The sequence below is a fragment of the Banduia mediterranea genome (assembly GCF_031846245.1).
Taxonomy (GTDB): domain Bacteria; phylum Pseudomonadota; class Gammaproteobacteria; order Nevskiales; family Nevskiaceae; genus Banduia; species Banduia mediterranea.
Genome location: NZ_JAVRIC010000010.1, coordinates 44,729 through 59,667, shown reverse-complemented (window position 1 = coordinate 59,667; position 14,939 = coordinate 44,729). Strand labels below are relative to the sequence as shown.

The 14,939-nt window shown below is 63.9% G+C and carries 12 protein-coding genes; 5 read left to right on the top strand and 7 right to left on the bottom strand.

Features of this window, described 5'->3' with window-relative positions; genetic code table 11:
• Positions 1-397: 397 nt before the first annotated feature.
• From RM530_RS08820 to gatC, 7 genes are all read right to left on the bottom strand, one after another.
• Positions 398-2,584, bottom strand: a complete 2,187-nt coding sequence (locus RM530_RS08820) for a hypothetical protein (protein WP_311364856.1) — start codon at positions 2,582-2,584, stop codon at positions 398-400.
• A gap of 30 nt (positions 2,585-2,614) precedes the next feature.
• The gene (locus RM530_RS08815) at positions 2,615-3,958 is read right to left on the bottom strand and encodes an OmpP1/FadL family transporter (protein ID WP_311364855.1); all 1,344 of its coding nucleotides are present in this window, start codon (positions 3,956-3,958) and stop codon (positions 2,615-2,617) included.
• Positions 3,959-3,995: 37 nt separating this feature from the next.
• Entirely contained in the window at positions 3,996-4,202 is a 207-nt protein-coding gene (locus RM530_RS08810; protein ID WP_311364854.1) for a hypothetical protein, read from the bottom strand.
• 433 nt (positions 4,203-4,635) lie between these two features.
• Complete coding sequence (hslO, locus tag RM530_RS08805; RefSeq protein ID WP_311364853.1) at positions 4,636-5,508, bottom strand: Hsp33 family molecular chaperone HslO; 873 nt, start codon at positions 5,506-5,508, stop codon at positions 4,636-4,638.
• 62 nt (positions 5,509-5,570) lie between these two features.
• Positions 5,571-7,028: an Asp-tRNA(Asn)/Glu-tRNA(Gln) amidotransferase subunit GatB gene (gene gatB, locus RM530_RS08800; protein WP_311364852.1), complete on the bottom strand. Its 1,458-nt coding sequence runs from the start codon at positions 7,026-7,028 to the stop codon at positions 5,571-5,573.
• Positions 7,029-7,098: 70 nt separating this feature from the next.
• Positions 7,099-8,556, bottom strand: coding sequence for an Asp-tRNA(Asn)/Glu-tRNA(Gln) amidotransferase subunit GatA (gatA, locus tag RM530_RS08795; protein WP_311364851.1), 1,458 nt, complete (start codon positions 8,554-8,556; stop codon positions 7,099-7,101).
• Positions 8,557-8,643: 87 nt separating this feature from the next.
• Entirely contained in the window at positions 8,644-8,931 is a 288-nt protein-coding gene (gatC, locus tag RM530_RS08790) for an Asp-tRNA(Asn)/Glu-tRNA(Gln) amidotransferase subunit GatC (protein WP_349256206.1), read from the bottom strand.
• A 207-nt stretch (positions 8,932-9,138) separates the two neighbouring features.
• Between gatC and RM530_RS08785 the strand changes: the two genes are divergently transcribed.
• The 5 genes from RM530_RS08785 (at position 9,139) to rodA (ending at position 14,931) form a co-directional block, all read left to right on the top strand.
• Positions 9,139-10,176, top strand: coding sequence for a rod shape-determining protein (locus RM530_RS08785; RefSeq protein ID WP_311364849.1), 1,038 nt, complete (start codon positions 9,139-9,141; stop codon positions 10,174-10,176).
• Positions 10,177-10,272: 96 nt separating this feature from the next.
• Positions 10,273-11,280, top strand: a complete 1,008-nt coding sequence (gene mreC, locus RM530_RS08780) for a rod shape-determining protein MreC (RefSeq protein WP_311364848.1) — start codon at positions 10,273-10,275, stop codon at positions 11,278-11,280.
• Positions 11,277-11,765: a rod shape-determining protein MreD gene (gene mreD / locus RM530_RS08775; RefSeq protein WP_311364847.1), complete on the top strand. Its 489-nt coding sequence runs from the start codon at positions 11,277-11,279 to the stop codon at positions 11,763-11,765. The genes mreC and mreD overlap by 4 nt, the downstream gene beginning before the upstream one ends.
• 98 nt (positions 11,766-11,863) lie before the next feature.
• Positions 11,864-13,819, top strand: a complete 1,956-nt coding sequence (mrdA, locus tag RM530_RS08770) for a penicillin-binding protein 2 (RefSeq protein WP_311364846.1) — start codon at positions 11,864-11,866, stop codon at positions 13,817-13,819.
• On the top strand, positions 13,816-14,931 hold the full coding sequence (gene rodA / locus RM530_RS08765; protein WP_311364845.1) for a rod shape-determining protein RodA: 1,116 nt from the start codon (positions 13,816-13,818) through the stop codon (positions 14,929-14,931). Before mrdA ends, rodA begins: the two co-directional genes overlap by 4 nt.
• Positions 14,932-14,939: the final 8 nt, after the last annotated feature.

Genomic DNA, 14,939 nt, shown 5'->3' with positions numbered 1-14,939 from the left:
AGACCGGCGACGGCGGTGCACATACTCTGCACGGGCCTGCCATCTAGGCGACACGGCCCCGGCTTCCTAGCCGTGACGATTGTCTCATCGGGGGGTGAGCAGTCGACACCCAGAATAAAGGTCGTGTTTTCGCAGCTGAGGGCCACTTTGTGGCCCTTTTTGTGGCCCTTTTCTTTTGCCGGCGCCGACCTCCCAGTAAAGCTGGGGCTGAAAGCCTCTTCAAAAGCCGTAGCCTGTACCACCGTCATGACTCCGTCGCGCAGTACATGCACGAACGCTTTACTCCGCGCCGCGGAGCGCACGCCAGCCATCCCAAGGGGCTCTGCCGCGTGTCCTCTCCCGAACATCAAAAAAGGCCGGGCAATCCCGGCCTTTTTTGATGAGGCTTGCCACTAGGTCAGGGTGAAGTCACTTTGACCAATGTCAGTACCTCAGCCGTCGCAGGCTCGGTCAGCGTGGCCTGGCGCCCATCCGTCGAGAACGCGAGATCGTAGGTGGTGCCGGTCGGCGGACCGTCGCAGTCCGAACTGGCGCCGATCGTGTCCACGCAATACGGGTCGCTGCCGTCGGTCACCAGCGTGACTTGGCTACCCGCCTCGTTCAGAGACCAGGTACTGCGTTCCACACCCCCATTTTCATCGGTATCGATCACGAACGCCGAACCGCCGGCGAAGAAGCTGATGCTGTCGGGTCGGCCCGGCGACTCGTAATGCGTCCAGCTGCCGACGAGCGAGTTCTGCACCGACGGAATGCGCAGCAGCGGCCGCGGGCGGACTTCCGGTTCGTATTCGCCGGACTCCGTTTCCCCGGTGCCACCATCCTGAAGTTCGTAGAAGATCGCATTCAAACGATTGGCGTCCACCACTTCCAGGTAGGCAGCGGTATCCGGCGCCCCCGGGAACAAGGCGGTACGACTGTAGAGCCCGCAAGCACCGTCCGAATCGACCCGCGCATCGGCGGTGAACAGGCGGGCCAGGCCCGATTCCAGGTTCCACGAGGCCAGCTCCGAACCGACGCCGTCCGCGTCGAGATCGCCGTCGACCGGAGGATCGTAGTTGGGGTCGTAAACGCCGGTATCGAGTTCATGATAATCGCGGTCACAGTCGGGATCGACATCCTGACTGCCGAACACATATTGGCCGTCCGCCCGGAAATTGACGATCGTGAGCGTTGCTGCCTCGGGATCGGCGTTCGGCGCCGCAGGGTCAGGCGCGTACCAGGCTCCGACGACGTCCGAAACATCGATCACCTTGGGCAAGGGCAGACGGTCCAGCAGATAGGTGCCTTCCGTGGAGACGTACAGTTCCAACTGCCCCGCCGCATCGACCTGCAGCGTGACCGTGCCGTCCTGGTCCGAAAGCCCCCCGTCGCCATTGGTGTCCACGGTCTGGGTCACCGTCAGGTTGTGATCCGAATCGATCGACCAGGTCCCGACCTCGATGCCGCGCGAATCGCCAGAAGGTGATTCGCCGACCTCGACGAGGAAATACCCACCATCGGCGAAGAAGCTGGCCACGACCGGCCCCCCGTCACCGGGCAGGCTGTCGAGTAGCCAGCTACCGACGATATCGCTGCTGTCCGGCACCCGTTTGAGTTCGACGATGGAATCCGGATCGCTCGCAACGACCAGCTCCAGAGTGTCGGCATCGACAAAGCCCAGGTTGAACAGCGCGCCCCCTTCGGGTAGTTCGTACAAGCCGCAAGCACCGTTCGCGCCCGTGGTATCGATGTAGGCGCCGACGGCCTGAAACGTTCCCGCTTCGGCATCGATTGCATAACGTCCGTACTCGAAACCATCGGAACAGTCCGGATCATTATGGTCGGTTCCGAACAGATAGGTCCCGTCAGTGAAGAAACTGATTACCGCAGAATCAAGCCCGCCGCCGACCGCCGAGTCGTCGACTGTCCATGATCCTGCAAGTTGCTCGCGTGTCGATCGCTCGGTGTGCGCGCTGGCCGCCGCCGGGTCGACGACTTCATGCCCCGTGTCCTGCGCAAGCTGCGTCAATACCGGGTCCTGCACGAACTCGTCGGTGGGCTGCGCGAACTCCAGGGACTTGCCCCCAGCCGCCGCCGTAACGTCGCTGCCGATGACGATGCCATTGTCGGGATTGTCGTCGTCGTCGAAAGTCTGAAAGAAGACCGCGACATTGGTGGCGATGTCGTCCGCGCTTACGCCCGTAGGTACCCCACCGGCCGCAACCGTGCTGTCGGCAATCGTCTTTGGGGAAATCCTGTAGCGTCCTGGCACCGGGGCGCCGACCATGATGTTGCCGACTGAAAAGCCGAGCGTGTCGCCGCTAAGGTAGGTGAAGGCGCCGCCGGTGCCGGTCAGGCCGGACATTCCCGACGGTGCGCTGCTGAAGGCGACACCCTGGACGCCGGAATCGACGAGAAAGCCAGTCAGCGTCAGCGTATCGCCACGATCACCGCCATCACCGCCATCACCGCCATCGTCCATCATGTCACCACTATCGCCGCTTCCGCCGCCACAGGCGACCAGCAGCAATATCACCGAAGCTGCGATCGCACGGCGCAGCGTGCCAACGCCGCCGAGCCCCCACATCCGTCCGGATTCGCCCATTCTCCTTCCCCTTTCCATTTTCCTTCCCCTTTAAAGTGTGGCGCCGAAGATCAGCGTGAAGTTCGTCGCATTGATGTCCACCACCGACTGACCACCGAAATTGAGTTCTCCGAGGTCACCGAGCGTGCCGTGGCCGTCTCCCGAACTGAAGTAGAAACCAAGCTTGTAGGTCCGCGTGTCATCGCGGTAAGAGGCGGACAGGGCTCCACCCAGCAAGTCCACGGACTCACGGCGCTCGAACGCGCCAGCGTCTTCGGCATCCAGATTGGCGTTGTCAGTGTAGAGCGCCATTCGCAGACCCACGCGATCGCTCAAACGCCATTCGCTACCGATTGACCAGTTGGTTACAGCATCGAACTGGCGCGTCACCGGCGGCGAGGCTCCATCGGCACCGGCCACGATGTCGTCATCGACCGACAGGTATTGGTCGACCTGCACCGACACCGTCCACGAGGGCGTCAGGTCCATCGCCAAACCGAGCGAGAATTGCCAGGGATGCGCCTGCTTTTCGGAACTTTTGGAGTCCGCGGACGCATCGAGGTAGTCGACCAGGGCTTCGCTGCGGTCGGCATTGGTCGTGGTGAGATTGCGCACGGAACGATAGAAATAGTCGTAGTCGCGGGTCAGCGCGAAGTCCCGCGACACGGTCCAGCCCGCCTTGAACGCGCCGTTGCGATATTGCAGGCCGAGCTGCGGACGAACGCCGATCTGTGTGTCCTCGATGCGATAGCTGGTCAGCACGTACAGTCGGTCGGTCGATCCGGCTTCGGCGCCCGGCTTGGTGGCATCGCCACCGATGCTGCGGGCTTCGCGTTCATCGCGATAGGTCCCGAACAGGGACGCACCCCAGGACCAGTTCTGGTTCAGCGCCTGCGCGAAACTCGGGCCGATGTTGTAGTGACGATAGTCACCATCTCCGGTCAGGAACTGATCGACGTGGGCGCTGCCGACGTCGAAGCTGCCCCGATCCGACTGCCGATCCGACAAGTAATCGCTGACCGTGATCGAAAACCCGATGGTGCCGGTACCGATATGGCGCAGGATGCCGAAGTAGCTCGGAACCAGGCCCGAAGACCTCACCTCCAGCGAACCGCCGTCCGGAAAGAAGTCTTCGAATTCGACATTGGAGATGCTCAGCACGTTGACGGTGGCCGATGCCAACTCCTCCGAATAGACGGTACCGGCCGGGTTGTAGTACAGGCCGGCCGCGTCGTCCGACAAGGCGGCGTAGGCGCCGCCGAAGCCGGTGGCACGATCGCCGATCAGCAGGTTGCGATAGTGGAATGAGTCGGCGTGGGCGCGGGGTGCGCAAATGCCGGCGAGTAGCACGGCGACGGCCAGCAGGCCATTGCGGCTGAGAATGTGTCGTTGCATGGAAGCCATCCGAAAAAAGGTCGTCGAGCGTGACGGTCTAGCTGCCGTCGCTATCGATGGCGGAGTCGGCCGACTTGTCTCTGGCCGTAGCCGTCGCCGTACCGCCGTTCAGCGAGGGCGCGTTGGCAACGAAGCCCTGCAATGTGATCGATGACTTGTCGCCATCACCGCCGCCACCGCAGGCGGCCAGCAGCACAGAAAACAATCCAGCCGCCAACATGGCGGACCATCGTTTGTTGCTCATGGTTCATTCCCCCGAGAATGTCCTTGCCACTCGATGCGCAGGAAGAATGCGTAAAAACAGCTGCGTCGAGTTTAGAAACGGGGGGCGCTTCAAACCTGACCTTTTTGCGACCAAAGTCAGACGGAATCGTGAATGTATGGGGGTTCGCGGCCGATCGGCACGGCAGGCGGATCCGAAGTCAGTGATTGGGGAACAGCCGCGCCGACAGGGCGGCTACCCGGCCCTGCTGACGGTTCAACTCACTCGGGTACGCTTTTATCAGTTCAAGCGACCAGTGCAATGTGCGCGACTAACGGCTATGCCGCGAGCTGCGCCCTGCAGAATGAACCTGCTGCGGCACGGCCGTTCCCCTCATCCACCGCTCGCAGTCGCGCGCGCGCCCTCTCCCGCAAGCGGGCGAGGTCAGTCGGCATCACGTCGCGCGTGATTCACGTTAATGCGTCTGCTGAATCGGGTTCGGCTCACGCTGGGCCTCGGCGCCGTCGAACAGCTCCTGGACTTCGCTGCGTACATAGCGGTATTCCCGACCGCAGAACTCGCAGGTGACCTCGACATGGTCCCGCTCCTCGAAGATCGGTTCGATCTCGTCGCGGCCCAGAGACAGCAGCATCTGCGAAATGCTGGCGCGCGAACAGGTACAGGACAGCTGGACCTCACGCGGTTCGTGACGCCGCAGCGGCTCCTGATGGAACAGACGCCTGAGCACGGTATCGGAATCGGTCGAAAGCAATTCCTCGGCCTTCAGTGTGCCGAACAAGGCGCAGAGGTGTTGCCAATAGCCATCCGCATCGTCGCCGTCCGCGCCCGGCACGCGTTGCAACAGCAGGCCGGCCAGAGTGGTCGCCCCCGAGGCCAGCCGCAGCCGTGTCGGGAGCTGCTCGGACTGTGCGAAGTAGCCCTCCAGCGAGGCGGCGAGGCTGTCGCCGCTGATCTCGACGTAGGCCTGATAAGGCTGGCCATGCCGAGGCTCCAGCAACCAGGCAAGCAGCCCGCCCTGAAGCAGTTCCTTGAAACTGCCATCGATTTCGGGGCCAGCCTTGGCCATGGCACGCACGCGCAACTGATGATCCACCTGCGCCACCAGCAGCTGAATCCGGTCCCCGCCCTGAAACTGCAGGTTGATGCGGCCTTCGAACTTGAGGTGCGATGCCAACATCGGCGCCGCAGCCGCCGCCTCGCCCAGCAATTGCCGGACATCCGCCGAATAGTCGCGCGCACCGAACATCGCTTCCACACCCTCGTCGATGCGCAGGATCACGCCACGCGCGCCCTGGCGGGAGAAGTCGAATGGAATCAGTGTGTTCATGGCTTGCTCTTGAGACGTGAGGCGAAAGGGCTACGAGCCTCTCGCCTCACGCCTATCACTCATTAAGCCGCCGGTCCCAGCAATTGCTTGAGCAGGCGGTTGACCTCGGCCGGATTGGCCTTGCCGGCGGTCGCCTTCATGGTCTGGCCCACGAAGAAGCCGAACAAGCGGTCCTTGCCAGCGCGGTACTGTTCAAGCTGGCCGGGGTTGTCGGCCATGACCTGCTCGATGATCTTGACGATGGCGCCTTCGTCCGTGATCTGGCGCAGTCCCTTGGCATCGATGATCGCATCGGCCTCACCTTCACCCGCCATCATCGCCTCGAACACGTCCTTGGCGATCTTGCCGGAGATCGTGTCATCGGCGATGCGCTTGATCAACCCCGCCATCGCGGCGGCAGACACCGGAGAATCTGGAATGTCGTGCCCGGCCTTGTTCAAGGCGCCGAGCAGGTCGGTGATGACCCAGTTGGCGCAGAGCTTGGCGTCGCCGTCGACCAGACGCACCAGATCCTCGTAGTAGTCCGCCAAGGCACGCGAGCCGGTCAGCACCGTCGCGTCATATTTGGACAGGCCGTACTGGACCATGAAACGGTCGCGCTTGGCTTCCGGCAGTTCCGGCAGCGAGCGGCCGATCTCGTCGATCCAGGCGCGTGTGCAGATCACCGGCAGCAGGTCGGGGTCGGGGAAGTAGCGGTAGTCGTTGGCATCTTCCTTGGTCCGCATCGAGCGTGTTTCGCCGGAGCCGGGATTGAACAGCCGCGTCTCCTGGACGATCGTCCCACCGGCCTCGATCACCTCGATCTGGCGCTCGATTTCGTACTCGATCGCGCGTTCCACGTAACGGAAGGAATTGACGTTCTTGGTCTCGGTACGGGTGCCGAACTTCTCGGTGCCCTTGGGCCGCACGGACACGTTGGCGTCACAGCGAAACGAGCCTTCCTGCATGTTGCCGTCGCAGATGCCGAGGTAGACCACCAGCTGATGCAGCTTCTTGAGATAGGCCACGGCCTCGGCCGCCGAGCGGATATCCGGCTCGGAGACGATTTCGATCAGCGGTGTGCCGGCGCGGTTGAGATCGATGCCGGAGGTCCCGACGAAGCCCTCGTGCATCGACTTTCCGGCGTCCTCCTCCATATGCGCACGGGTGATGCCGATGGTCTTGATCACGCCTTCGGCCAGTTCCACATCGAGCTTGCCGTCGTAGACGATCGGCAGTTCGAACTGCGTGATCTGGTAGCCCTTGGGCAGATCCGGATAGAAGTAGTGCTTGCGCGCGAACACGCAGCGCTCGGCGATCTTGGCGTCCACCGCCAGACCGAACATCACGGCCATGCGCAGGGCCTCGCCGTTGAGGACCGGCAGAACGCCGGGCAGGCCCAGGGTGACGGCATCGGCCTGCGTGTTCGGCGCTGCGCCATAAGCCGTGGCCGCACCCGAAAATATCTTGGACTTGGTGCTGAGCTGGCAATGCACCTCAAGTCCGATGACTGCTTCCCATTCCATATTCGCTTCGCTCATGTAAGGCGTGAGGGGTTAGGCGAGAGGCGCAGGGCGCCATCACAACGCCTCACGCCTAAGACCTGTCGCCTCACGCAAAGCCCGCGGGGCTTTGCAGGTGCCATTCGGTGGCCTGCTGATACTGGTGCGCCACATTCAGCAGACGCCCTTCCTCGAAGAAGTTGCCGATCAACTGCATACCGACCGGCAGGCCGTCGACCAAACCACAAGGAACCGACATCGCCGGCAGGCCGGCCAGATTCGCCGCGATCGTGTAGATGTCGTTGAGATACATCGCCACGGGGTCTTCGCTCTTGTCGCCGAGCTTGAAGGCCGGCGCGGGCGTGGTCGGCCCCAACACCACGTCGACGTCTTCGAAGGCACGCCGGAAATCGTCGTAGATCAGTCGGCGCACCTTCTGTGCTTTCAGATAATAGGCATCGTAGTAACCGTGGCTGAGCACATAGGTTCCGATCATGATGCGACGTTGCACTTCGGCACCGAAGCCTTCACCACGACTGCGCTTGTACATTTCTTCCAGCGTCTTCACGCCTTCGGCGCGATGACCGTAGCGGGCGCCATCGAAACGCGCGAGGTTGCTGGAGGCCTCGGCCGGCGCCACCACATAGTAAGTCGGCACAGACAGTGGCGAGTTCGGCAGGGAGATTTCCTTGACCGTCGCGCCAAGCGCTTCGAACTGCTTGATCGCGACTTCGATGCTGCTGCGCACGGCCGGATCCAGGCCCTCGGCGAAATACTCGCTGGGCAGGCCGATGCGCAAGCCCTTGATCGACTCGCCCAGACCCGCGCTGTAGTCGTCCACCTCACGATCGAGACTGGTCGAATCCAAGGGGTCGAAGCCGGCCATGGCGTGCAGCACCGTGGCCGCATCTTCGGCCGTATGGGCGACGACCCCAGCCTGATCGAGACTGGAGGCGAAAGCGATCATGCCGTAGCGCGAAACACGTCCATAGGTCGGTTTGATGCCGGTCAGACCGGTCAGCGCGGCCGGCTGGCGAATCGAGCCACCGGTATCGGTGGCGGTGGCGGCCGGCGCCAGTCCCGCGGCAACGGCAGCGACAGAACCGCCGGAACTACCGCCGGGCACCCGCTCCAAATCCCAGGGATTGTGCACCGGGCCGTACCAGGAGGTTTCATTGGACGAGCCCATCGCAAACTCGTCCATGTTGCACTTGCCGAGCATCACCGCCCCACCCTCGACATGCAGCTTGCGCACGACGGTCGCGTCATACGGCGCGATGAAGCGGTCCAGCATCTTCGAGGCGCAGGAGGTGCGCACCCCGTCGGTGCAGAAAATATCCTTCTGCGCGAGCGGGATGCCGGTCAAAGGGCCGGCATCGCCAGCGGCCAGGCGCGCATCCGCCGCATCGGCGGCCGCCAGCGCCCGGTCGGCCGTCACGGTGATGAAGCTGTTGAGCCTGGCGTCGTGCGCTTCGATACGCCCGAGAAAGTGGGTGGTCAGCTCGCGGCTCGAAAACGTCTTCGCGCGCAGGCCGTCAGCCATCTGCTTGATTGTGAGTTTGTGCATATTCTTTTGAAAGAGATCGGCCAGGGGCGCTGCGCGAGGCTGCGTCCGTTCGGAGGCAGCCTCGACGCTCAGCGCCTTTGCTTGGCCTTATTCAATGACCTTGGGAACAACATACAGGCCACCTTCGGCCTGCGGCGCCAGTGTCTGAAAACGCTCACGCTGATCGGACGCGGTCACCGCGTCCGCGCGCAGACGCTGGACCATGTCCAGAGGGTGCGCCATCGGCAACACCTCGTCGGTTTCGGCCTGGCGCAGTTGGTCCACCATTTCAAGAATGCTGGAAAGCTGCCCAGCGTACGGCGCGAGCTGCTCCGGACGCAGTTCGAGGCGGGCAAGATGGGCAACCTGCTGGATTTGTTCGGGTGTCAGACTCATAGGGTTTCCGCCGATACCACTGTCGATGCCAAAATTTTTGGCCTCGGTACCGGTTTGATCGCTTGGAAAATCGATTATGATGCTCAGCGCGCCCATTCTACATGCAGAGCGCTACAAGCAGCGCGCGCCGCCGTGTCCCCCGGTTCGTCGGCGCACTGCTCTCGCCATCACGCACAATTCCAACCCGGACGCCCCTCCGCACCGCCGATGCTCGACGCTTTCCGCCGCCTGTTCGTCAACGATCTTTCCATTGACCTCGGGACCGCCAATACCCTGGTCTTCGTCCGTGACGAAGGCATCATTCTCAATGAACCTTCGGTGGTCGCCATCCGCACGGAAGCGGGCGGGCGCAAGCGCGTCGAAGCGGTCGGCAAGGACGCCAAGGAGATGCTGGGGCGCACCCCGGGCAACATCACCACGGTGCGCCCGCTGCGCGACGGGGTGATCGCCGACTTCACCGTCACCGAGAAGATGCTGCAGCACTTCATCCGCAAGGTGCAGAAGTCGCGCATGCTCAAGCCGATGACGCGCGTCGTGGTCTGCGTGCCCTACGGTTCCACCCAGGTGGAACGCCGCGCCATCCGCGAATCGGTGGAAAACGCCGGCGCACGCAAGGTCTACGTGATCGAGGAACCGATCGCCGCAGCGCTGGGCGCCGGCATCCCCGTCGGCGAGGCCCGCGGCTCGATGGTGCTGGACATCGGCGGCGGCACCTCGGAAGTCGGCGTGATCTCGCTCAACGGCATCGTCTACGCCGAATCGGTGCGCATCGGCGGCGACAAGTTCGACGAGGCGATCATGAATTACGTCCGTCGACAGTACAACATGCACATCGCCGAACCCACGGCGGAGCGCGTCAAGATCAAGATCGGCACCGCCTTCCCGGGCCACGAAGTCCAGGAAATCGAGGTTGTGGGCCGCCACGCCGCCGCTGGCGTGCCGCGCACCTTCACCATGAATTCCAATGAAATCCTCGATGCGCTGCAGGAGCCGCTGACCGGCATCGTCGCGGCCGTGAAGAAGGCGCTGGAGCGCACGCCGCCGGAACTGGGCGCCGATATCGCCGAACGCGGCATCGTGCTCACCGGCGGTGGCGCCCTGCTGCGCGATCTCGACAAGCTGCTGTCCGAGGAAACCGGCCTGCCGGTGATCGTCGCCGACGACCCGCTGACCTGCGTGGCGCGTGGCGGCGGCATGCTGCTCGACATGCTCGACTCCCACGGGGAGTTCCTGTCCTCGGAGTGAGCCGATTTCCGGACTAGGCCCGCGCCGCAATCCCCCTTAAGCTAGCCCTTTGATACGGGGAAGTTTTTTGCTGCGCGACAGCCTGTCGGCCACGATTTGAACACTCTCAGCGGCAATACACGGAAACCACTGTTTCAGCGGGGCTCGGGGCTCGGCCTGCGGGCGGCCCTGTTGCTGCTGCTTTCGTTCGCTTTGCTGGCGGTCGACCATCGCACCGAGACCTTCGATCCGGCGCGCAACGTCATGTCGCAACTGCTCGCTCCCATCATCTGGACTTCGCGCCTGCCGAGTACGGTCTCGGCGATCGGCAACTACGCGCAGACACGCGGCGAGCTGATGGCGGAAAACGAGCACCTCAGCGAAAGCCTGTTGCGGCTGCGCGCCCGCACCTCCAAGGTACAGGCCCTGGAAGCCGAGAATCAGAGGCTGCGCGAACTGCTGTCGTCGTCCGAGCAGATCGAGGACAGCGTGCTGGTCGCCGAAATCCTCGCCACCAACCAGGATCCGTATCGCCACCAGATCGTGCTCAACCGCGGAACCGGCGACGGCGTCTACCGCGGTCAGGCGATCATCGACGCTTACGGCGTGCTCGGCCAAGTGGTCCGCGTGCTGCCGGACACGGCTGTGGGTCTGCTGATCACCGACCCCGACCACGGTGTCCCGGTGGAGGTCAATCGCACCGGCCTGCAGACGGTGGCGCTGGGCCGCGGTGACGGCCAAGGCCTGTCCCTGCCGTTCCTGCCGGGCAATGCCGACATCAAGGTCGGCGATCTGTTGGTGTCCTCGGCCCTGGGCGGTCGCTTCCCGCCCGGCTACCCGGTTGGCGAGGTCGCGGAGCTGCTCTACCAGCCCGGCGAGCACTTCATGGAAGCCATCGCCTACCCGACGGCACGAATCAACCAGGGCCGGCAGGTTTTGCTGGTGTGGAGCGAGACGGTCCAATCCGAACCCGGGATTACCGAAACCGAGTCTGCCATGCCCGCTGCCGAGGGGGCCGGCGTCGAGCCGAAGGAAGCGGCTGCGCCCACCGCGGAACAGGCCGGGCCGCCCAAGCCCCTGACGCCTGCAACGCCGAACACCGCGACCACGGCCCCCGAGCAATGACCACCAGCATCCGTTCGCAATACCTGATGCTGATACCGGCACTGATTCTGGCGCTGGTGCTGCAGACCATTGCGCTGCCGCCGCTGCTGTCGGCGATGCGGCCATCCTGGGTCGCCCTGATCCTCGGCTACTGGGCCTACCGCAGCAACGGCGTGGGCTTGCTGCTGCCATCTGCGGCGGCCGGTCTGTGTCTTGACGTGATGTTCAACACTGCCCTGGGCACGCATGTCGTGGCGCTCACGGTGGTGGTCTACGCGACGCTCAAGCTGCGGGGATTTCTGTACCTGTCACCTCTGTGGCAAACGACGCTGATCCAGGCGCCGATCTGGCTGCTCTACAGCTTCATCCTGTTCTGGGCCGATGGGGCCACCCTGCACGCAGCCGCCCCTTTGGCGCGCTGGCTGCCGGTGATCAGCACCACCGTGCTATGGCCGCTGATGTTTCTGATTCTCCAGCTGCTGCGCCCGGTCACACGGCCACGGTGACGGCCATGCCGACAGAGAGGAAGCCCCGAAAAATGAATCCTGCGCCGGGCACCGCCGCCCTCACCCCACCACCCGCTCCGCAGCTTTCGGCTTAAAGAATGGGTAACTACGACGCGATCAAGGATCTGCACGCCGAGCGGCAGACCTTCTTCGTGCGCGCGCTGGTGGCGCTGATCGCCTGCGGCATCGCCATCGCCATCCTGGTGTCGCGTCTGGTCAGCCTGCAGGTGTTCCAGCATGCCGACTTTCTGACGCGCTCCAACGAAAATCGCATGCGGCTGGTGGTGGTGCCGCCGGTGCGCGGCCTGATCTTCGATCGCAATGGCGCGGTGCTGGCCGACAACGTGCCGTCTTTCGTACTCGAACTGATCCCCGAACAGGTTGACGACATCGAGAACACACTCAAGCGTTTGTCGCGGATCGTCAGCCTCGACAACGAGGATATGGAACGCTTTCGCGACCGGCTTCGGCGCACGCCACGCTATCGCGGAGTACCGATCCGCACGCGCCTGACAATGGACGAAGTGGCCCGCTTCGAGATCAACCGCCACGACTTCTCCGGCGTCGATATCCGCGCAGGGCTGACGCGGCGCTATCCGCTCGGTGAGTCGGCGGCCCACGTGGTCGGCTACGTCGGCGGCGTCTCGGAGGAGGAACTGCGGGAATTCGGCGCCGAGGGCTATCGCGGCACCACGCATATCGGCAAGAACGGTGTGGAACGTAGCCACGAAGTGAACTTGCACGGCAAGGTCGGCGCGAAAATCGTCGAAACCAACGCCACCGGCCGGCCGTTGCGTGATCTCAATTATGATCGCGGGGCTCCGGGCCAGAGCCTTTATCTGACCGTGGACGCGCAACTGCAGGTGGCCGCCGAGGCGGCACTGGGCGACCGCGAAGGTGCCGTCGTCGCGATCCAGCCGAGCAGCGGCGAAGTGCTGGCGCTGGTGTCCAAGCCAGGATTCGACCCGCACCTGTTCGTCGATGGCATCGGCTTCAAGACCTACAAGGCGCTCAACGCCAACCCCACCAAGCCGCTGTTCAACCGCGCGCTGCAAGGCCAGTACCCGCCGGGCTCGACGATCAAGCCGCTGATGGCGATGGCGGGGCTGGAATACGCCGTGACCACCGAGCATGAACGCGTGTTCTGTCCCGGCTACTACGAATTGCCCGGGTCCAGCCGCAAGTATCGCGACTGGAAGCGGCGCGGCCACGGCTGGATGGACATGGATCGCGCCATTGCCGAATCCTGCGATGTCTACTTCTACAAGCTCGCCGAACAGCTGGGGGTGGACCGGATCGAAGCCATGCTCTCGCAGTTCGGGCTGGGTTCGGCCACCGGTCTGGACCTGCCCGGTGAAAAGGGCGGCCTGCTGCCCTCCAGGGACTGGAAACGGGCCGCCAAGCGCGAGGCCTGGTATCCCGGTGAGACCTTGAACATCGGAATCGGTCAGGGATACATGATGATGACGCCGGTACAGCTGGCCCAGACCATGGCGCTGGTCGCAATGCGCGGACAAGGCTATGTACCGCACATCGTCCACGCCGAGGAAGACCCACTGAGCCATACCATGCGCCGCGTCGCTCCCACGCCGGTGCCGAGCATCGAGACCCGCGACCCACGCGCCTGGTCTGAGGTCATCCACGCCCTGATCGAGGTGACGACCACTCAGGGCGGCACCGGCTACCGCGCCTTTCATGATGCGCCCTACCTTGCGGCTGGCAAGAGCGGTTCCGCCCAGGTCGCAGGACTTGCCCAGGATGAAGCGGCCCCCGAGCTCTCGTCCGTACCGAAACATCTGCGCGATCACGCACTGTTCGTCGCCTTCGCACCGGTCGAATCACCGCAGATTGCGGTCGCGGTGATCGTCGAGCACGGTGGCGGAGGCGGGTCCGTGGCCGGGCCGGTGGTCCGGGCAGTGATCGACGACTGGCTGCTGCGCGACGCCGATCCTACGGCGGACGCCGATGCCGGAAATGCGGCCGGCGCGACGGTCCTTACTCCGGCGGCGGCGGCGGCGACGACGACGACGACCGCACCGGAAGGTGCCGGATGACGGAACTCGATGCCGCCCCGCGTTCGCAAATTGGCCTGCTGGCGCGACTGCATGTGGACGCCTGGCTGGCCGTACTGCTGCTGGCGGTCTGTTCGGTCGGGCTGTTCGTGATCTACAGCGCAACCGGTAGCGACGGCGGTGCCGTGATTTCCCAAGTGCAGCGCATCGGCATGGGCATCGTCGCGCTGCTGATCTGCGCGCAGGCACCGCCCGAGCTGTATCGCAACTTTGCCCCCTATCTGTATGCCGCCGGCCTGCTGCTGCTGCTGGCGGTGCTGGTGCTCGGCGACCACTCCAAGGGCGCGCAGCGCTGGCTGGACCTCGGCGTCGTGCGCTTCCAGCCGTCGGAGATCATGAAGATCGCGGTGCCGATGATGGTCGCCAGCTACCTGCACGGCAGCAACATTCCGCCGCGCCTGCAGACCCTGGCCGGCGCCGTCGTTCTGGTGGCGGTGCCGACTGCGCTGGTGGCGGTGCAACCCGATCTCGGCACCTCGCTGCTGGTGGTCGCCGCGGGGGGATTCGTGCTGTTCTTCGGCGGTCTGTCATGGCGCTGGATCGCGTCGGTGGTGGGACTGGCCACGGCGGCCGCGCCGATCGTGTGGATGAACATGCGCGAATACCAGCAGCAACGTGTACTGACGTTTCTCGACCCATCCAGCGACCCGCTCGGTGCCGGCTATCACATCACCCAGTCCAAGATCGCCATCGGCTCGGGCGGCATTTTCGGCAAGGGCTGGCTCAACGGCACCCAGGCCAGCCTGGATTTCCTGCCCGAATCCCATACCGACTTCATCTTTGCGGTGTTCGCGGAGGAAATGGGTCTGCTCGGCGTACTCGCACTGCTGACGCTGTACACGCTGATCGTGGCACGCGGCCTGGTCATCGCCCTGCGGGGGCAGGACACCTTCCAGCGGATTCTCGCCGGCGGCCTGTCGCTGACGTTCTTTCTGTACGTGTTCATCAACATCGGCATGGTGATGGGCCTGATGCCGGTGGTGGGCGTACCCTTGCCGCTGGTCTCCTTTGGCGGAACCTCCATGGTCAGCCTGATGGCCGGCTTCGGTATCCTCATGAGCATCCAGACCCACCGCAAACTGATCTCGAGCTAATGCACTCC